17 protein-coding genes and 1 tRNA gene are annotated in these 18,506 nt (G+C 63.5%); 8 read left to right on the top strand and 10 right to left on the bottom strand.

Features of this window, described 5'->3' with window-relative positions; translation table 11 throughout:
• Positions 1-192: 192 nt before the first annotated feature.
• A complete protein-coding gene (locus IVB47_RS18280) occupies positions 193-1,419 on the top strand; it encodes an ABC transporter substrate-binding protein (protein ID WP_247463213.1) in 1,227 nt (408 codons plus the stop codon).
• 222 nt (positions 1,420-1,641) lie between these two features.
• On the opposite strand, the gene IVB47_RS18275 is transcribed toward IVB47_RS18280, so the two are convergent.
• Positions 1,642-3,204, bottom strand: coding sequence for an adenylate/guanylate cyclase domain-containing protein (locus IVB47_RS18275; RefSeq protein WP_247462982.1), 1,563 nt, complete (start codon positions 3,202-3,204; stop codon positions 1,642-1,644).
• Between the two features lie 176 nt (positions 3,205-3,380).
• On the opposite strand from IVB47_RS18275, the gene IVB47_RS18270 reads away from it, so the two are divergent.
• Positions 3,381-4,472, top strand: a complete 1,092-nt coding sequence (locus IVB47_RS18270; RefSeq protein ID WP_247462980.1) for an enolase C-terminal domain-like protein — start codon at positions 3,381-3,383, stop codon at positions 4,470-4,472.
• 68 nt (positions 4,473-4,540) lie between these two features.
• Here the strand turns inward: IVB47_RS18270 and IVB47_RS18265 are convergent, their stop codons facing one another.
• The 7 genes from IVB47_RS18265 to IVB47_RS18235 all read right to left on the bottom strand — a co-directional run bounded on the left by IVB47_RS18265 (position 4,541) and on the right by IVB47_RS18235 (position 7,440).
• Positions 4,541-5,077 carry a RidA family protein gene (locus IVB47_RS18265; protein ID WP_247462979.1) on the bottom strand — a complete coding sequence of 179 codons (537 nt, stop codon included), beginning with the start codon at positions 5,075-5,077 and terminating at the stop codon, positions 4,541-4,543.
• Between the two features lie 106 nt (positions 5,078-5,183).
• The gene (locus tag IVB47_RS18260; protein ID WP_027565516.1) at positions 5,184-5,426 is read right to left on the bottom strand and encodes a hypothetical protein; all 243 of its coding nucleotides are present in this window, start codon (positions 5,424-5,426) and stop codon (positions 5,184-5,186) included.
• Between the two features lie 14 nt (positions 5,427-5,440).
• Positions 5,441-5,914 (bottom strand): L-2-amino-thiazoline-4-carboxylic acid hydrolase, encoded by a 474-nt coding sequence (locus IVB47_RS18255; protein WP_027565517.1) that lies wholly within the window; start codon positions 5,912-5,914, stop codon positions 5,441-5,443.
• A gap of 118 nt (positions 5,915-6,032) precedes the next feature.
• Entirely contained in the window at positions 6,033-6,569 is a 537-nt protein-coding gene (locus tag IVB47_RS18250) for a DUF488 domain-containing protein (protein ID WP_247462976.1), read from the bottom strand.
• Positions 6,570-6,575: 6 nt separating this feature from the next.
• Positions 6,576-6,791, bottom strand: a complete 216-nt coding sequence (locus IVB47_RS18245) for a DUF2945 domain-containing protein (protein WP_027565519.1) — start codon at positions 6,789-6,791, stop codon at positions 6,576-6,578.
• 140 nt (positions 6,792-6,931) lie between these two features.
• Positions 6,932-7,006 (bottom strand) — tRNA-Val (locus IVB47_RS18240).
• A gap of 74 nt (positions 7,007-7,080) precedes the next feature.
• Entirely contained in the window at positions 7,081-7,440 is a 360-nt protein-coding gene (locus IVB47_RS18235) for a response regulator (RefSeq protein WP_007597092.1), read from the bottom strand.
• Between the two features lie 420 nt (positions 7,441-7,860).
• Here IVB47_RS18235 and IVB47_RS18230 point away from each other — a divergent pair, with 420 nt between their 5' ends.
• From IVB47_RS18230 to IVB47_RS18220, 3 genes are all read left to right on the top strand, one after another.
• Positions 7,861-8,751: an N-formylglutamate amidohydrolase gene (locus IVB47_RS18230; RefSeq protein WP_027565520.1), complete on the top strand. Its 891-nt coding sequence runs from the start codon at positions 7,861-7,863 to the stop codon at positions 8,749-8,751.
• 531 nt (positions 8,752-9,282) lie between these two features.
• Positions 9,283-10,065 carry a histidinol-phosphatase gene (gene hisN, locus IVB47_RS18225; RefSeq protein WP_247284704.1) on the top strand — a complete coding sequence of 261 codons (783 nt, stop codon included), beginning with the start codon at positions 9,283-9,285 and terminating at the stop codon, positions 10,063-10,065.
• A gap of 75 nt (positions 10,066-10,140) precedes the next feature.
• Positions 10,141-11,106, top strand: a complete 966-nt coding sequence (locus tag IVB47_RS18220; protein ID WP_247462974.1) for a tripartite tricarboxylate transporter substrate binding protein — start codon at positions 10,141-10,143, stop codon at positions 11,104-11,106.
• A 42-nt stretch (positions 11,107-11,148) separates the two neighbouring features.
• On the opposite strand, the gene IVB47_RS18215 is transcribed toward IVB47_RS18220, so the two are convergent.
• Positions 11,149-12,039 (bottom strand): LysR substrate-binding domain-containing protein, encoded by an 891-nt coding sequence (locus tag IVB47_RS18215; protein ID WP_027565523.1) that lies wholly within the window; start codon positions 12,037-12,039, stop codon positions 11,149-11,151.
• 89 nt (positions 12,040-12,128) lie between these two features.
• Between IVB47_RS18215 and IVB47_RS18210 the strand changes: the two genes are divergently transcribed.
• Positions 12,129-12,881: a sulfite exporter TauE/SafE family protein gene (locus tag IVB47_RS18210; RefSeq protein WP_247462972.1), complete on the top strand. Its 753-nt coding sequence runs from the start codon at positions 12,129-12,131 to the stop codon at positions 12,879-12,881.
• 6 nt (positions 12,882-12,887) lie between these two features.
• On the opposite strand, the gene IVB47_RS18205 is transcribed toward IVB47_RS18210, so the two are convergent.
• Positions 12,888-13,520: a LysE family translocator gene (locus tag IVB47_RS18205; protein ID WP_247404159.1), complete on the bottom strand. Its 633-nt coding sequence runs from the start codon at positions 13,518-13,520 to the stop codon at positions 12,888-12,890.
• Between the two features lie 245 nt (positions 13,521-13,765).
• Here IVB47_RS18205 and IVB47_RS18200 point away from each other — a divergent pair, with 245 nt between their 5' ends.
• Positions 13,766-15,562, top strand: a complete 1,797-nt coding sequence (locus IVB47_RS18200) for a tetratricopeptide repeat protein (RefSeq protein ID WP_247462970.1) — start codon at positions 13,766-13,768, stop codon at positions 15,560-15,562.
• Positions 15,563-15,737: 175 nt separating this feature from the next.
• On the top strand, positions 15,738-18,503 hold the full coding sequence (locus IVB47_RS18195) for a di-heme-cytochrome C peroxidase (RefSeq protein ID WP_247462969.1): 2,766 nt from the start codon (positions 15,738-15,740) through the stop codon (positions 18,501-18,503).
• The last annotated feature ends 3 nt before the right edge of the window (positions 18,504-18,506 follow it).

Raw genomic sequence — 18,506 nt, 5'->3', positions numbered from 1 at the left:
ATGCCCGGGACAAGCCCGGCCATGACGACCTCTTGCAGCCCGTCAGCACGCCTGTCGCTTTCGCCCGGGCTGCGACGCGCCGCATCGCGGCGCGCCAACCGGCCACAGCTTTGACAAACGCTTGACGTAGATCAACTCGCCTTGCTGCGGACTGAGCCGACCTCGTTGGGGGCCAACGACAAGGTGTTGAGCATGCGCGTCACCGGCAGGATGCTGTTCGTCTCGATGATCGCCTTGGCCTCGCTCGGAGCGATGTCGCAGCAACAGCACTCGGATCAAACCATCGCCGACAACGAAATCCGCATCGGCAATGTCATGCCGTATTCGGGACCGCTCTCGGAGTTCGGCGCTATTGGCCAGGCGGAAGCGGCCTATTTCGACATGGTCAACGCGCGCGGCGGAATCAACGGCCGCAAGATCCGCTTCATCACGCGCGACGACAATTCCGATCCGATGACGGCGCTGGAGCTGACGCGCAATCTGGTCGAGACGGACGACGTGCATTTGATGTTCGGATCGTTCGGCACGCCCGGTAATCTCGCCACGCGCTGGTATCTGAACGCAAAGAAGATCCCACAACTGTTCGTCGCCTCCGGCGACGAGGAGCTGAGCCAGGCCAAGGCGTTTCCCTGGACCATGGGCTGGCAGCCGTCGTTCCGGTCGGAGGGGCGCATCTACGCCAACTATCTCCAGGCCTATTATCCCAGGAAGAAGATCGTGGTGCTCTGGCAGAACGACCAGTTCGGGCGTGCGCTTCTCAAGGGCATGGAGGAAGGACTTGGCGATCTGAACCGTCTCGTCCTCGTCGACATCGCCTTCGACATTGCCGATGAGCATCTCGACGGACACGTCTCGATCCTCAAGCGCGCCGGCGCCGATATTTTCGTCTTTCTCGGCGTACCGTCGACGGCGTCCAAGGTGATCAAGCTGGCGGCGGCAATGAAATGGCGCCCGGTCTTCATCGTCAACGACGCCTCGGCCTCGATCGCAAATGCGATGGCGCCCGCAGGCCTGGAGAATTCCTCCGGCGTGATCTCGGCGGCTTTCCTCAAGGATCCGAGCGATCCCGCGTGGAAAGACGATCCCGCCATGAAGGACTGGTTCGCCTTCATGGACAAATACCATCACGACGAAAGCACCAACAACAGCGCCGCGCTCTATGGCTACGCCGCGGCCGAGGCGCTGACGCAGGTGCTGAAGCAATGCGGCGACGATTTATCGCGCGAGAACATCATGCGTCAGGCGGCTTCGCTGAGGAATTATCAGCCCTCGGTCGCCCTGCCCAACATCAGGATGAACACCTCGCCGACCAGCTACCTGCCGATCAGGCAGATGCGGTTGGTCCAGTTCGACGGCCGTTCCTGGCAACCCTTCGGCGACGTGATCGAGACGGCGTTTACGGAAGGCGCGGCGCGGTGAGTTGCTTCACGCTGGCAGCGGTAGCGCACGGAGAAAACGTGACTGGGAGCTCGCCCGCGGCCATCCTTCGAGACGCCCGCCCAGGCGGGCCCTCAGGATGAGGTCGCGTTTTCGCAGCGAGAAATCCGACCCTCATGGTGAGGAGCCCGCCAGAGCGGGCGTCTCGAACCATGCAGGCCGAGCACGTTCGACAACCTCAACTGCGACTGCGACAGCCCTGCCTCACACCGGCTTCAGCGAGGCCAGCGCGTTCTCCAGCAGCGAGCGCACCCGCGCTGCGTCGCCGGATTTCACCACCGCGGGGTCGAGATAGAGCTCCAGCCCGGGGGCACGCTCGGTAATGATGCCGCTTGTCTCCACTGAAGCGTCGTTCAGCGCATCCACGGAGTACGGAATCACTTCGCGGCTGATGCCTTTCATCGTGATCGCGGGCAGCGCGTGGGCGCGGACGATGTCGCTGACCAGCGCGAAGGTTTCATAGCTCAGCACGATGCCGCCGGGCTCGGCGATCGATTGCAGGCGCGCGGCGAGGTTCGCCTCCGCACCGATGATGGTGTAGTCCATGCGATCGCTGCTGCCGAAATTGCCGACATTGCAATAGCCGGAATTGATGCCCATGCGCGCCTTGAACGGCAGCTCGATGCCGGAGGCGCGCCATTTCGCATTGAGCTCGGTGAGGCGGTGCTGCATGCGCCAGGCCATCTGGAGGCAGGCCTGGGCGTCGGCGCGGTCGCCCTTGGTCTCGGGATCGCCGAAGAAGATCAGCATGGCATCGCCGATGAACTTGTCGATGGTGCCGCCAAATTCGTGGGCGACCCCCGACATCTCGGTGAAATACTCGTTGAGAAGCTGGGTCAGCAACTCCGGCTGGAGCCGCTCCGCCGTCGCGGTGAAGTTCTGGATGTCCGAGAAGAAGATGGTGAGCTTCTTGCGTTCGGTGTGGATGGTGACGTCCTTCTGGCCAGAGAAGATGCTTCGGTAGACCTGCGGCGGAATGTAACGCGAGATCTTCATCGAGAGTGAGGCGAGGAAGTCGTTGGCGGATTCGAGCTCCTTGTTCATGCCCTTGATGCGGCTCGCCTGACGGCGCTGCAGCGAGAGAAACGACAAGCCGCTGCCGGCCGCGATCAGGAAATAGGCCAAGAGGAATTTGAACGAGAAGATGTTGGCGGCGATCGGCTGGGCGATGATCACCTCCTGGATGCCCCTGACGTCACCCACCTTCCAGTCCTTCTTCGGACTTTCGGGGTGGCTGTTGTGGCAGCTGACGCAGGCCGGGCCCATCGTCACCGGAGCGATCAAGCGGACCTTGTCGTTGAACAGCGAGGTCTCGGTCTCGACGATCTTCTGCTCGGGATCGTTGCGAAGCGATTCGAGCGCATCCTTCTCGAACTTGTCGAGCTGGTGCGGGGCGCGATTCTGGAACGGGAAGTCCGAGACGAAACGGTAGGTGATGTTTTCCTGCTGCGCGCCGATCACCCGCCCGAGCTCCAGCGACAGCGTGGCCGGGATCGGGACCCCGCCGGGGACGGATTCGTAGTTGTGCACCACCCTGGTCGTGCCGTTCGGATTGGCGATGATGCGCCCGACCACGTTGGTCGCGTAATAGCTGCGCACGCTCGTGATCACCGAATTCAGGTCGATCGCCTGCCGGCGCAGCGCGGTCTTGCTGAGTTCGGTCAGGTCCAGCCACACTGCGAGCGGCAAAGCGAGCAGGAGGAAGGCGACCGCGGCACCGGTCAGGATGCCACTCTTGCGCTGTTCTTCGGATATCTCTTGCTTCACACTTTGGCTCCGTGATGAGCGTTCTTGTCTCGAACTCAGGGGATGCGGAACAGAGCCAATAAACGCGCTCCCGCGCAACCCCATTTTATGGTGGTCGCGCCAAGCGGCTTTTCGTTTCATGGCGAATGTTTAAGATCGGCATTAATCTGCATTCACTCCACCGGGAGATCCCTCAAATGACCGAGACCATCCGTATCAAGCGCTTCAATGCGCGCCCCGTGATCGTGCCGATGAACCTCCCGCTCAAAACCTCGACCGGAGCGGTCGCAAAGGCGCCTCTGGTGCTGATCGACTGCGAGACCGACCTGGGCGTGCGGGGGCACGCCTATCTGTTCTCGATCACACCATCGGCCTTGAAGCCATTGACGGCGATGGTCGCGGAAATGTCAGAGCTCGTCGCGGGCGATGAACTGCTGCCGTTCGAGATCGAGCGCAAGCTGACCCAGCGCTTCACGCTCTTGGGTTTGGCCGGCCTGCAGCGGCTGGCGCAATCCGGCATCGACATGGCGGCATGGGATGCGCTGGCCCGCGCTCGAAGCCTGCCGCTGGCGCGCCTGCTCGGCGGCGCGCCGAAACCGGTTCGGGCCTACAATTCGAAAGGGCTCGGCATCATGCCGGCGGGTGCCGCGGTGGAGGAGGCCCACAAGCTGCTGGCCGAGGGTTTTCAAGCCGCAAAGATCCGCGTCGGCCGTCCCGATGCGCGGGAAGACCTGAAGGTGGTGCGCGCGGTGCGCAAGGCCGTCGGCGACGAGGTGACCTTGATGTGCGACTACAATCAGGCGCTGACGGTCAGCGAGGCCATTCGCCGCGGCGAGATGCTCGACGACGAGGGGCTCACCTGGATCGAGGAGCCGATTCGTCACGACGACTATTCCGGCTGCGCCCGCATCGCGGATGCGCTGCGCACCCCGGTCCAGATCGGCGAGAACTTTGACAGCGCGTTCGCGATGCAATCCGCGCTGTCGGCGGAAGCCTGCGACTACGTGATGCCCGACGTGCAGCGCATCGGCGGTGTCACCGGCTGGCTGCGCGCCGCCGCGCTGGCGCATGCCGCCGGGATCGAGATGTCGACGCATCTGTTCTCGGAAGTCAGCGCGCATCTGCTCTGCGTAACGCCCACCGCGCACTGGCTGGAATATGTCGATTGGGCCGACGCGGTGCTGGCAACCTGTTTGCAGATCAAGGACGGCTTTGCCCTGCCAAGCGAGGAACCCGGCAACGGCATTGCGTGGGACGAGGCGGCGGTGAAGAAGTATCTGGTCGAATAGGCCGCGTTCGTCGCGGCGCATCACATCGCGGACTTCGGAACCTGACGATCACCGAGCGAACATGCCATCTACGACCGAACAGCGGCAATCATACTCAGCTCGACCGGTGCGCCCCGCGGCAACTCGGCGACGCCAACAGATGTACGCGTATGACGACCGCGATCACCTAGGCGCTCGATCAGCCGGTCGGAGGCGCCGTTCATGACTTGCGATTGCTGCGTAAATCCAGGCGCCGAGGCGATGTATCCAACGAGCTGCAAGACCTGGACGATCTTGTCCTCTCCGCCTGTTGCGTGGTTGATGGCCGAAATGCAGAGATCAGCGCAGAGTGCAGCAGCTTCCTGTGCGGCGGCGACATCGACACCTGCGCCGACTTTGCCTGAGTACAGCAGGTCTTCGCCGCGACGCGGCAGCTGACCACTGACATACGCAATTCCACTATGGATGATCACCGGCAGGTAGTTGCCGCCGGGCTTGTTCACGCTGCTCATTTCGGTAACCTGCCTTCTTTCCACATCCGCGGTGAGCGATAGAGTTTCGCCGAATGCCAGGTTCGCCGCCGCGGTGAAGGATCGGACAATGGCAGGCGGCGAGTCACGGATCAAGGCTGCGCCAGGCGGCACGTTCGGGCCAGCACCAAGCCGCTATCCGACCGGATTGAAGGACCTGCTACGCGGGCCGAAGAAGGCGTCCCCCTGAGAGGCGCCCGCGTTACCACGTCTCCGCGCCCGGAATCTTCCTTCGTACCGCCATGCGCTGGATCCATATGCAGCGACGCACGGATCTGTTGGAGCGGCCGACCGCCGAGATCCCCTCGCCGGCCTGAAGCAACGGCGCCACGTTTTCGCGCAGCACACGACAGCGCTGGAGCTCGGCCTGCCAGTCGATGGCGGCTGCGTCGGCCCGCGACGCAATCAGCGACAATACAGCTAGGGCAAGACAGCCCGTTCGCATGGGTCGGAGTTCCTTCACCGTGATCCGCCCGGATCGCGCCGGTAGCGGAAGTCGCAATGCGGAGCGCCTTGCATGATGGTCTGCGTTCGCGTCAGCGCGACGTCGGGGCCGAAACCTTCGGCGGTCGCAAAGTCGGCGGTGCAGACCAGGAGAAAGCCGAGCTTGGGCTCGCCCAGCGCCTTGTAGAACTCGGCATAGGCGCATCGCTTCACATCAAGCGCGAAGACGTCCTCGGTCTGCTCGACAATATTGTAAGCGAGCGCGTCGTCACGGGCATAGGTCTGGAAGGCGGAGGACACCGCCTTGCCGAGATTGTTCTCGTTCTTGGCTTTCCAGAATTCCTCGCCGAAACCGCGATAGAGATCGCCGAGCGCCTTGCGCACCAGCGCATTGGCATGCGTCTCGCCGAGCTCGGCCTGGAGCGCCTTGACCAAGGGCACCAACACCTGCGCCTGGATTCTGACCTGTTCGAGCACGGAAATGCTCATGGCAAACTCACGTCGCGGACCAAGAGGATCATAGATCCTATGGGTGACGGGTAGCGATAACCCACTCCCCCAGAGGATCACGGACTGCAGCAATCATAGCCGCGAATAGCACGATTTGCTAACTTTCCGCGGGATAAACCAAGCGGCCGTCAGCCATCATGTGCGCCGCCGGATTCATCTCGGCCAGTTTGACCTCCCCGGGTCCCGTAATGTGAAACACGCTCTCGCCGCCGGCGAGCAGGTAATCGGTGATGATCCGCCGGTGGCAGCGCCACCATACCGTCTCGGCACACATGATGGCGCATCGCTGCGCCTGCCCGAGTTCGCGCAGATGCGCGAGCCCCTCGCGAAAGCTCTCGCTCACCGCATAGTCGGCATAGTTGTGAAAGCTGTCGTTCTGCCAGAAAGCATTGGTCTCGCGCGGTATCTCCCGCTTGCGGCTGCGCAGGCCGCCGAGCGAGGCGATATGCTCATAGTCGATCGAAACGGCCCCGAGTGCTTGCGACAGGGCCTCGCGATTGTATTGGGGATTGGTGCGCGAGCGGGGCACGGTGCGGACGTCGACGAGATGCGTGACGGACACGCTCTGCAACAGGACAACGAATTCACCGATTGGACGTGTGCCGTGGCCGATCGTGAAGAATGGGTGAGCCATCGCCCGTCAGCTCCGGAGCAAGTGCAACGCCCGGCCCTTATGCAAGGCGACGTGATCGGTCTTGTCGCTTTTGATCTCGTATTGCGGATCGTCGGGGCTGGCATGGTGGACGTAGCCCTTGTACTCGACGTCCTTGGTGTGCACGCGGAGGATGTGGCCGCGCACCCGGCCGGCCTCGGAATTCCAGCTGACATGGTCGCCACGCTTGAACACTTTCGGCATGGCGAACCAATGCGGGAGCGCGTCTGGACGTTCCAGGCAGCGGAGCAGAACGCTCCAGTCCGTCTCCGCTCTTCGAGCTACGCCGGACACGCTTCGCCCGAGAGGTCTTGGCTGTGCCACGCGAAGCCGAAGGCGAAGCGTGGTGGGCGCGACAGGGATCGAACCTGTGACCCCTACCATGTCAAGGTAGTGCTCTCCCGCTGAGCTACGCGCCCTAGATGTCGTCTAGATCGGGTCGGGTCCCTATAACGGCTCAGGGGAGCCGGTGCAAGGACGGAAGGGGGCCGATTTAGGCCGCCAGCATCTTGTTCACTTCGCTGACCAATTCGCGCAAATGCACGGGCTTGGACAGCACCTTGGCGTTCTTGGGGGCGTCCGAATCCGAGTTCAGGGCGACCGCGGCGAAGCCGGTGATGAACATGATCTTGATGTCGGGGTCGAGTTCCGAGGCCCGGCGGGCAAGCTCGATGCCGTCCATCTCCGGCATCACGATGTCGGTGAGCAGCATCTCGAACGGCTCTTCCCGCAGCCGCTGATAGGCGGCCATGCCGTTATCGTGGGACGAGACCTGAAAACCGGCGTTTTCCAGCGCCTTGACCAGGAAACGGCGCATGTCGTTGTCGTCTTCGGCGAGCAGGATCTTTGGCATGGCGGAAATGTCGAATCCCCAGAGGATATCAGCGGAGGTCACTAAGCCCGACGGAGGGTAAATTTGGGGTGAAAATCTTTACCCTCCGCAGCTCGCGCTGCCGGACTCTTGTGAACCGGAATACGCCACGAAGCAATCGAGCCGTACCTGCCGGTCCCCACCTCGCTGCCCGCAGGGTTAAGACATGTTCCAGCGCAGATCTCATCTTTTCGCTTGGCAGGATGGTTGCGATTCCGGACAATGACGACACATAAGAGCCGCCTGATCGGCCGAATCAATGCGTTAAGGCCGATGCTGGGCTTGTTGGATCGTGCGGCGCCAAGGGCGAAGCCTGATACGGAGAGGCGAAGCCTGATACCAAGGGGCGAAGCCTGATTGCCAAGGGATGAAGCCTGACACCAAGGGACGAAGCCTGAGAAGATGACCCGGTTTGACGGCGACAAGTCGCCCGCCTTCGAGATCGTTGAGCCCGCGCAATGGCGCGCGCCGATTATCTTCAACTCGCCCCATTCCGGCTCGACCTATCCGGACGAATTCCTCAGCGCCTCCAGGATCGACCTGCCGACGCTGCGGCGTTCCGAAGATTCCTTCATGGACGAGCTGATCGGCCATCTCAGCGAGCGCGGCTTTCCGACCGTGCGGGTCAACTTTCCGCGCTCCTATGTCGACGTCAATCGTGAGCCCTACGAACTCGATCCCCGGATGTTCACCGGGCGCCTGCCGAGCTTTGCCAACACCCGCTCGATGCGGGTCGCCGGCGGGCTCGGCACCATTCCGCGCGTGGTCGGCGACGGCCAGGAGATCTATCGCGAGCGCATCCTGGTCGACGACGCGCTGGGGCGGATCGAGACGCTGTACAAGCCCTATCATCGCGCGCTGCGCCGGCTGATCAACAAGGTGCACCAGATGTTCGGCACCGTCGTGCTGGTCGACTGCCATTCGATGCCCTCGGTCGGCGTCTCCCGCGACGAGCCGCGGCGGCCCGACATCGTGATCGGCGACCGCTACGGCACGAGCTGCACGCCGCTATTGCCCGACCGAGTCGAGGAGACCATGGCCGGGCTCGGCTATTCGATCGGCCGCAACAAGCCCTATGCCGGCGGCTTCATCACCGAGCATTACGGTAACCCGGCCAGCGGCCTCCACGCCGTGCAGCTCGAGCTCAACCGCGCGATCTACATGGACGAGCGGCGGCGCGAGCGCAGTCCGCGCTTTGCGCAAGTGGCGTCGGACTTCGGCGTGCTCGCCGACGTACTGGCGACCACGGTCCCGTTCGGCGATCTCGGCCCGTTCCAAGCCGCGGCGGAATAAGCGCGACGTTTTCTGCGAATGTTGGGTGCGATCAGCGCGAACGCGTTTCGCGGCGCGCATTGAAATGAAAGCCCACGCTGAAAGAAATGAGAGGCTGAAAGAAAAAAGGGCCGCTTCTAATGAAGAAGCGGCCCAAGTCTAGGGAGGAAACGCCCAAGGAGGGCAGCAGTAACGCGAGAAGCGCTACCGCACCGCAACAATATGCGGCCGCGACGCACAAAGTGCAAGGGCTTTCGAGCGGTTTCCCATGCAATGAGGACATAGCTCGGTTGCTTCCAGAGAAAGCCGGATTCAGTTCCTTTGATAAGTAAATTCAATGGGTTGATAATCATTTTCATACCAACGAGGCAGATCCGGAACTAAGGTTTCAACTCAATGATCGATATTTGCCCAGCGGGTGTCTTCGACGGGGCGAACGCTTCCCGCATCCAAAATACCAGGGTGCAAAAGCAAGACAGCGCTGCACGATCCTTCCGATTTGAGCTAGGCAGGAGTGAGCTTCACCCGACTTTCGCTTTTTGAGGATACGCCGTGACGGTGATCGATTTCTCCGCCTTCATCGGACGGCTCGCCACCGCCTCCGGCGAAACCATCCTGCCGTTCTTCCGCACCTCGCTGTCGATCGAGGACAAGAGCAAGACCAAGGATTTCGACCCCGTAACCGAGGCCGACCGCGCCGCGGAGGCGGTGATGCGGCGTCTGATCAAGGCCAACTTTCCCCAGCACGGCATCGTCGGCGAGGAATTCGGCAACGAGCGCGAGGATTCGGATTACGTCTGGGTGCTCGACCCCATCGACGGCACCAAATCCTTCATCGGCGGCTTTCCGATCTGGGGCACGCTGATCGCGCTCCTGCACAAGGGCACGCCGGTCTACGGCATGATGCACCAGCCCTTCATCGGCGAACGCTTTTCCGGCGACAGCGGCTCGGCTCATTATAATGGCCCCTCCGGCGAGCGCCGGCTCCAGGTCCGGCGCTGTGCTTCGCTGTCGGAGGCGACGACCTACACCACCAGCCCGCTGCTGATGAACGAGCGCGACCGCGCCATCTTCGGCCGCATCGAGAAGGGCGCGCGGCTGTCGCGCTATGGCGGCGACTGCTACTCCTATTGCATGCTGGCGGCGGGTCACGTCGATCTCGTGGTCGAGACCGAGCTGAAGCCTTACGACATCGCAGCCCTGATCCCGATCGTGACCGGCGCCGGCGGCGTCGTCACCACCTGGGAAGGCAAGCCGGCGCAGGGCGGCGGCCGCATCGTCGCGGCCGGCGACGCCAGGGTTCACGAAGAAGCACTGAAACTGCTCAACGGATAAGCGATTCATTGTTTGCGCATGATCCTCTCGGAAAACCGCTGCACACTTTTCCGGATCATGCTTCAGGGAGCCTGCATGACCAACCGGCGCACGCTCCTTCTCGCGGCCTTGCTTCTGTTTCCGACGCTCGCCTCCGCCCAGAATTTCCCGGCCAAGCCAATCAAGCTGATCGTGCCGTTCCCGGCCGGCGGCCCCAACGACATCATCGCGCGGGTGATCGGCCAGCGCATGTCAGAGCTGTCAGGGCAGCCGGTGCTGATCGACAATCGCGGCGGCCAGGGTGGCGTCCTCGGCACCGATGCCGTCTCCAAGGCTGCCCCTGACGGCTATACCATCGCGATCTCCTCGGCCGGCGCGCTCGCCATCAGCCCGAGCATGGAGCGGGTCGCCTACGATACGCTCAACGACCTCACGCCGGTGACGCTGGTCGCAACCGTGCCGGAAATGTTGGTGGTGGCGACCAATGTACCCGCAAAGGACATCGGCGAATTGATCGCGCTCGCCAAGGCGCAGCCGGGAAAACTCAACTTCGCCTCCTCCGGCCCCGGCAGCCTGCCGCATCTCGCCGGTGAATTGTTCAAGCTGACGGCCAAAATCGACATCGTGCACGTGCCCTATCGCGGCGCGGCGCCGGCCGTGAACGATCTGCTGGGCCAGCAGGTGCATATGACGTTCCTGGACCTCCCCGTGCTGCTGCCGCAGGTCAAGGCGGGCGCCCTGCGACCGATCGCAGTTGGCTCCGCCGAGCGTTCGCCGACGGCGCCTGATGTGCCGACCACCGCGGAAGCCGGCTTTGCCGATCTGCGCATCGAGAACTGGTACGGCATGGTCGCGCCGAAGGGCACGCCGAAGGAGATCGTCACCGCGCTGCATGGTCTGGCCACGAAGGCGATGGCGGATCCCGCGGTGAAGGAAAAGCTTGCCGCCCAGGGCGCCACCCTGGTCGGCGATGAGCCGGAGCATTTTCGCACATTCATCGCAGACGAGACCAGGAAATGGGCGAAGGTGATCAAGGAAGCTGGCGTGGAGACGGCGAAGTAACTGTGTCTTGCCCCTCCTGAAGGGGCGGAAAAATCTTGGAGCTCACACCGCCGCAGCCCGCAAATGCTCCACCAGCATCTTGGCCGGGCGCGGCAGCGTCTTGAAGCTTCGCGCGCAGATCACGAGTTTGCGGTTGGCCCAGCTATCGCGCAGGCGGACCATGGCGAGCGGCATCAGTTTTGCGCAGCGGCGGGCTGCGGCTTCGGGCACCAGCGCGACGCCGACATCGGCGGCGACCATCTGGCAGATCGCATCGAAGTCGCGCAGGCGCGCGCGGTAATGCGGCCGCATGCCGAGCCGCGCCGCGTGCTTCGAAATATGCACCTGAAGCGCGGTGGCGCTGGTCAGCCCGACGAACTCGCAAGCGCCCGCCTCCTGGAAATCGATCGCGCGGCGGCCCGCGAACGGGCCGCGCCTGGACGTCACCAGCGTCAGGCGATCCTCGCTGAAGGCGAATCGCTCGATATGATCGGGCAGCGCGTGCTCGGCGGCGAAGCCGAGATCGGCCGCGCCCGCAGTGATCGCGGCCGCGATGTCGGTGCTCTCGCGCTCCTCGATGTCGATGGCGACGTCGCGGTGCTCGCGCAGGAAGCCGGCAAGCGCCTTCGGCAGATGCTCCGAGAGGCCGGAGGTATTGGCGAGGAAATGCACGCTCGCGCGCACGCCGCTGGCAAAGCCGGCGAGATCGCCGCGCATGGCGTCGATCTGGTGGATGACGAGACGGGCGTGATCGAGCAGGCTCTCGCCGGCCGCGGTCAATTCGACGCCGCGGCGCCCGCGCTTGAGCAGCGCGACGCCGAGTGCATCCTCCAGCCCCTTGATGCGCGCGCTGGCCGAGGCCAGGGCCAGATGCGACCGCTCCGCGCCGCGGGTGATGCTGCGCTGGTCGGCGACCGCGATGAACAGCTGGAGGTCGACGAGGTCGAAGCGCATCCCGGGTCCCTTCAGCCTTCGTTCCAGACGAAGGTTTTCTCCGTAAGCTACAGATTGTGCCGAAGCGCGGCATCGGTCAATGTGCAGATATGATCGACCCGCTCCTCGTTCTCATCGCCGCCGTTTTCCTGATTGCCGGATTCGTCAAGGGCGTGGTCGGACTCGGCCTGCCGACGGTGTCCATGGGCCTGCTCGCGGTGAGCATGGCGCCAAGCCGCGCGATCGCCATCGTGATCGTGCCCGCCATCCTCACCAACATTTGGCAGACTTTCGTCGGCCCCCATTTGCGCGACATCCTGAGGCGGCTGTGGCCACTGATGATTGGCACCGTGATCGGCTGCTGGCTCAATGCCGGCGCGCTCACCGGTCCGCATGCGCGTTACGGCACGATCGTGCTCGGCGCACTCCTGGTCATCTACGCAATCATCGGGCTGAACAAATTCCAGTTTCACGTTGCGCCAAAGAACGAGAAATGGGTCGGCGGCGTGGTCGGCTTGGTCACCGGCGTGATCTCGGCCTCGACCGGCGTGCAGGTGATCCCCTCGATGCCGTTCATGCAGGCGATCGGCATGGAGAAGGACGAGCTGGTGCAGGCGCTCGGCGTGTTTTTCACGACAGCGACACTGGCGCTCGCCTTCAACCTCACCGCGGGGGGATTGCTGACGCCGGCCAACGCGGTGCCGGGCGCCGTCGGCATGGCCTGCGCGTTTGCCGGCATGTATATCGGCCAAACGGTGCGAGCGCGAATGCCGGCGGAAGCGTTTCGCCGCTGGTTCCTGATCGCGATGATCCTGCTCGGCCTCTATCTCGCCGGCAGCGCAGTGCTGAAGGAATTCGCGTAAAGGACGTTACCGCGTCTCCAGCATGGCGACGCGGATGCCGAGATAGATGAAGAGGCCGCCGAGGGCACGGTTGACCCAGGCGACCGCGCCTTCGGAGCTCCGCAAGCGGTGGGCGGCCTTTGCCGCGAAAGCCGCCAGCACCAGGCACCACAGCGTTCCCGTGCAGATGAAGATCAGGCCGAGCGTCAGGAAGGCGAGCGGCTTGTGCGCCGAGTCGGCTGCAACGAATTGCGGCAGGAAGGCCAGGAAGAACAGCGCGACCTTGGGATTGAGCGCGTTGGTGAAGACGCCCTGGAGGAAAACCCGCCGCAGCGAGCTCTGCACCGGCTCGTCGATGGCCGAGGCCAGCACCGGGCGCGACCACAGCATCTGAAGCCCGGTCACGACGAGATAGGCCGCTCCGACCAGCTTCAGGATCGAGAACGCGGTCGACGAGGCCATCAGCAGGGCCGAAAGGCCGATCGCGGCGCCCGCGACATGGAAAAAGCAGCCGCAACTGATGCCTAGCGCGGCCGCGGCGCCACCTCGCCAGCCCAGCTGCATGCTGCGGCCGATCACATAGACCGTATCAGGCCCCGGCGTGATGTTGAGCAGCACGCCTGACAGGACGAAGAGCCAGATTTCGTGAATGCCCAGCATGTGTGACGTGCCTCCGTCGCCCAACCATGGCCTAGAGGCCGGCTTAGTGGGTTCGCTCGTCCCCGTCCACTGCCGGGATTGCCGAGGATTTACCTCGAATTTGCAATGCGGTTCGTACTTTCGCTCAGCCTCATCTGCTCTATAAGGAACGGGTTCTTTGAACGCGGGATTCGAGGCGACTGCGACGCCGTGGCCGGTCCTCGATCTCTTCCAAGTCTCTTGCAAGTCTCTTGGAGCTCCGGAATATGGAAAGACGTCTGGCTGCCATTGTCTGCGCCGATGTCGCTGGCTATTCGCGCATGATGGGCACCGATGAGGCCGGCACCCATGCCGCCTTCAAGGCCCATCGCAGCGCGATCCACCCCATCATCCTCAATCACGGCGGCCGCGTCGTCAAAAACACCGGCGACGGCTTCCTGCTGGAATTCCCCTCGATCGTCGGCGCCACCGAGGCCGCGATCGCGATGCAGACGTTGATGGCGGAGCGCAATCACCATCTGCCCGCCGATCGCGCCATGCAATTCCGCCTCGGGATCCATATGGGTGACGTCATCGCCGACGAGGACGAGGTCTTCGGTGACGATGTCAACATTGCCGTCCGCCTCGAAGCCGTGGCGAGCCCCGGCGGCTTCGCGATCTCGTCCAAGGCCTACAAGGAGGCCGGCAAGCATCTCACCGTGCCGCTCGTCGATGCCGGCAACCACCGCTTCAAGAACATCAAGGATCCGATCGGGGTCTGGACCTGGACACCTGAGGGTGCACCGGCGCTTGCGCCCGCGCTGAGGGAGGCATCCGCCCTCTCGCAGCAGTACCGCACCGCGATCGTCGGCGTGCTGCCCTTTGCCAATCTCAGCGACGCACAGGACGAGTATTTCTCCGACGGCCTGACCGAGGATCTGATCCACGCGCTGTCGCTGCAATCCTTCTACCGCGTGCTGAGCCGCAACTCGACTTTCGTGTTCAAGGGCAACAATGTCAGCACCCGTCTGATCGCGCGGGAGATCGACGCTAGCTATCTGATCCAGGGTTCGGTGCGGCGTGCCGGAGCCAAGATCCGCGTCACCGCCGAGCTGATCGCGCCGGAGACCGGCGAGCAGCTCTGGACAGGCCGCTACGACCGCGACATCGGCGATCTCTTCGCGATGCAGGACGAGATCACCACCAACCTGTCCGCCGCCATCGCCACCGAGATCGTCCGGGCCGAGGCCTCGGCGCCGGCGCGGCTCTCGACCGACGTCACCGCCTGGGACCGCTTCCTCAAGGGGCTGTCGCACTATTATCGGCAAACCAAGGAAGACCTTGCCGTCGCCGTCGATCTGTTCCGGGAGGCCATCAGGCTCGAGCCCAAGCTGTCGATTGCGCACGCCTATCTCGCCACGATCCAGATCCAGAGCATCCAGTTCGGCTGGGTCAAGGGCACGCGCGAGATGTGGGCCGAGGCGATGAAGCTTGCCGAAACCAGCGTCCGGCTCGATCCGCGCTCGTCATTTGCGTTCTCGATCCTGTCCTGGACCCACGCGCTGGAGGGCCATTACGAGGCCGCGATGGACGCCGCCAAGCGCGCCGTCGCGCTCAATCCCTACGACAACGGCGCGCGCGGCGTGCTCGGCATCTGCCATTTCGCCATCGGCGAGCACCGCGAGGCGATCGAGCTGTTCTCGATGGCCGCACAGCGCGACAACAGCGATCCGCGCTACCAATGGGCCGCGCTGAACGCCTTCAGCCATTATCTGCTGGGCCAATATGACGCGACCCTGTCATGGGCTCGAGAACAGCTCTACATCAACCCGAACCATTTGCAGGCGCTGGCAATCCGCGCCGCGGCGCTTGCGCAATTGGGGCGGGGCGACGAGGCGGTCGAGGCGACCCGCGTGCTCGTGGGTAACTACCCGACTCTCAATGTCGACCGCCATTTGCGCAATTTCCACTGGAAGCGGCCCGAGGACCTCGCCCATTACCGCGCCGGACTCTTGAATGCGGGCGTACCGCTCGGCAAACTGACCCTGGTTTCGAGCGACGTCAAACGCGTCGCCGAATCCTGAGGGCCAGCCGCGGCCACGCGGCAATGTCCCCTCCGCCTTTATTGACACGACAGTGAATTCAGCCACACTCCGCTACACGCTGAAGTAGTATAATGTGTTGTCGGTTTGTCAGGACTTTCCGCGCTCTATCGCCGCGTCTGTATTTCACGATTCGCCGTTTTCAGGATTTTGGGCCATGCATGACTCCGCTCCGAAGCCCCCCTTCGACCCCTCGATCCAGGTCTCGCCGAACAATCCCTGTCCATTTCTCCGCGGCCTCGTCGGCGAAGGGTTTGTTGACGGCGGAACGGTCCCGCTCGGCACGCTGTCGCAAACGATCGCGAATGCGAGCGGCGAGACCGGGCTGAAGAAGGTCTCGGCCCGCATCCAGGTCCGCGGCGTCGCGCTTATCGCCAACGGTCTGGGTCACATCCTGAAGAGCATATTTTCGGGCGCGCAGCTCGACGCGTTGCGTGGCGGCCCCCTCGACAAGCGCGGTGCCGGCTCGCGCGTCCTCGGCGTCGACGGCAAGGTCGATGAGGACGAGCTTGCGCGGTTTGCGAGCTTCGGCCGGACCTACCAGGATCCGAACGGCGGCGGTTCCGAGCCCGGTCTCAACGCCTCGGAAATCGGCGTCTTCATGCGCGACAACCTCAAGCGCGCCGGCAGCGCCGCGCGCTGGTACTACCCCTTGCTGATGAAGTTTGAATGGCCGATCCTCCTGAAGATCGCGGGCAAGGGCGCGGGTGAGGACCGCTATCTCAGCGTGGCCGACGTGCGCACTCTGTTCAACGAGCGGCAATTCCCTGCTCGCATCAACCAGCGGCTCGTATCGCAGCCGGTGCTGTCGACCTGCCAGCGCGTGGTGCGGGGCGCCCTCAAGGTTGCGGCCCTGCTCATCGCCCTCGGTCTCGCCTTGCTCGTTGCGGTCGCCGAATTCCCCGACCAGGTGCGCGCCATGCTGCCGCAAAAGGGAATTCTCGTGAATCTCCTGCCGCCGCCCTTGCCTGCGGTCCCCGAGACGAAGGCGGCCTTTTGGCTCGAACAGAACTGGTCGCTGAAGGACAGGCACTGGTTTCACCACGCCAGTCAAGGCACCGCGACCTTCCCGGTGCCTTACGAATGGTTCATGGCGCTGGAGCAGCCGCGCCTGCATTTGTTCTCGCGGCCAGGCATGATGACGGACAGCGCCTATCTCGAGCGCTTCGGGTTCATCCCGAGCCCGCAGTCGATCCAGACCGATGCGACGTCACTACGCCACTTCGGCTACGCCAATGTCTACGAGACGACGCAGGCGCCGGACTGGTCGACCAGGTGGACGCCGGCGGAGAACGTCGACGGCCTGCCGGTCGGTTTCGCACGGATGACCGGTGTCATCGATCCCGCGACGGGCCGTCGCGAAGAGGACAAGATCGGACTGACCTGCGCGGGCTGCCATACCGGCCAGATCCACTACCAGGGCGTGGACGTGCGTTTCGACGGCGGCCCGGCCATGACCGATCTGAAGAAGCTCGAGCTCTCCACCGGCCTGTCGATCGCCTACACGCTTTACGTGCCGTTCCGCTTCCAGCGCTTCGCCGATCGCGTGCTCGGCCCCGATGCCAGCAAGGCTGACCGCGCCGCGCTCAAGCAGAAGCTCAGCGCGATCGGCAACTTCCTGATCGACTGGGCGCAAACCCAGCAAAAGACGATTGAAGGCAAGAAGACCTGGAACGGCAGGCAGCAGCAGGACACCGAGGAAGGGTTCGGTCGCCTCGACGCTCTCAATCGCATCGGCAATCAGGTTTTTTCGCAGGATCTCGCGCTGAGCGGGATCAAGGGATTCGAGAAGAACCTGCACGCCCAGGACGCCCCGGTCAGCTATCCCCCGATCTGGACCGTGCCCTGGTTCAAGTTCGCCCAGTACGACGCCTCGATCGAGCAGCCGCTGATCCGCAACGCCGGCGAAGCCCTCGGCGTGACGGCGCTGCTCAATCTGTCCGACGCCTACCCTGAGGACAGGCTATGGCGGTCCTCGGTTCATATCAACACGCTCGGCTGGATCGAGGACATGCTCAGGGGGCCAGATCCGTTCAAGACGGCCGATCCCTCCACTGGTCCGAAGTTCGGCGGCCTGCTGGCGCCGAAATGGCCCTCTCAGATCCTTGGCGACAATTGGAGGCTCGATCAGAAGAAGGTCGACAATGGCCGCAAGATCTACGCCGAGATGTGTTCCGGATGCCATCTGCCGGCGATCGACACCCCGGCTTTCTGGTCTTCGGGACATTGGGAGCCCAGCGGCGACAGCAAGGTGCTGAACGCGGTGACGATCCCCCTCGACGAGATCAAGACGGATCCCGAACAGTCGCTCGTGCTCAGCAACAGGATCGTCGATCTGCCCGGCTTCCTGAAGGTGAATACGGCCGACCTCCAGAAATGGTGGCAATGCGACGTCTCGACCGCAAGCTCGCCGACCGAGATGGTGTATGCGCTCGGGCTGATGACGGTGGTGGATCTCGTCGCCCGCAAATGGATGGACGACGAGAAGACTCCGGACGCCGAGCGGGCGAAATTGTGGAATCTCGCGCGCAAGAACTGCCTCAATCCGGTGGGGGGAGCACGCTATCGGGCACGGCCGCTGAACGGCATCTGGGCCACGGCGCCCTATCTGCACAACGGCTCGGTGCCGTCTCTCTATTGGTTGCTGAAGCCTGCAAGCGAGCGCCCGCAAAAATTCTGCATGGGCCGCCGCGACTATGATCCGGTGACCGTCGGCTTTGCGGTCACCGCCGACGAGAAGTGCAAGACGGGTGAAACCGAGTTCTCGGCCGGGTCGGACAAGGATCCGATCCAGGGGAACAGCGTGCTCGGCCATTCCTTCGAGCGCAAGCCGGGCGAGCAAAAACGTCCCGGCGTGATCGGCCGCGTGTTCAAGGACGACAACGAGCGCTACGATCTGATCGAGTACCTGAAGACGCTGTAGCGA

The organism is Bradyrhizobium sp. 62 (genome assembly GCF_023073035.1).
Lineage (GTDB): Bacteria > Pseudomonadota > Alphaproteobacteria > Rhizobiales > Xanthobacteraceae > Bradyrhizobium.
This window is presented reverse-complemented; position numbering and strand designations above follow the sequence as displayed.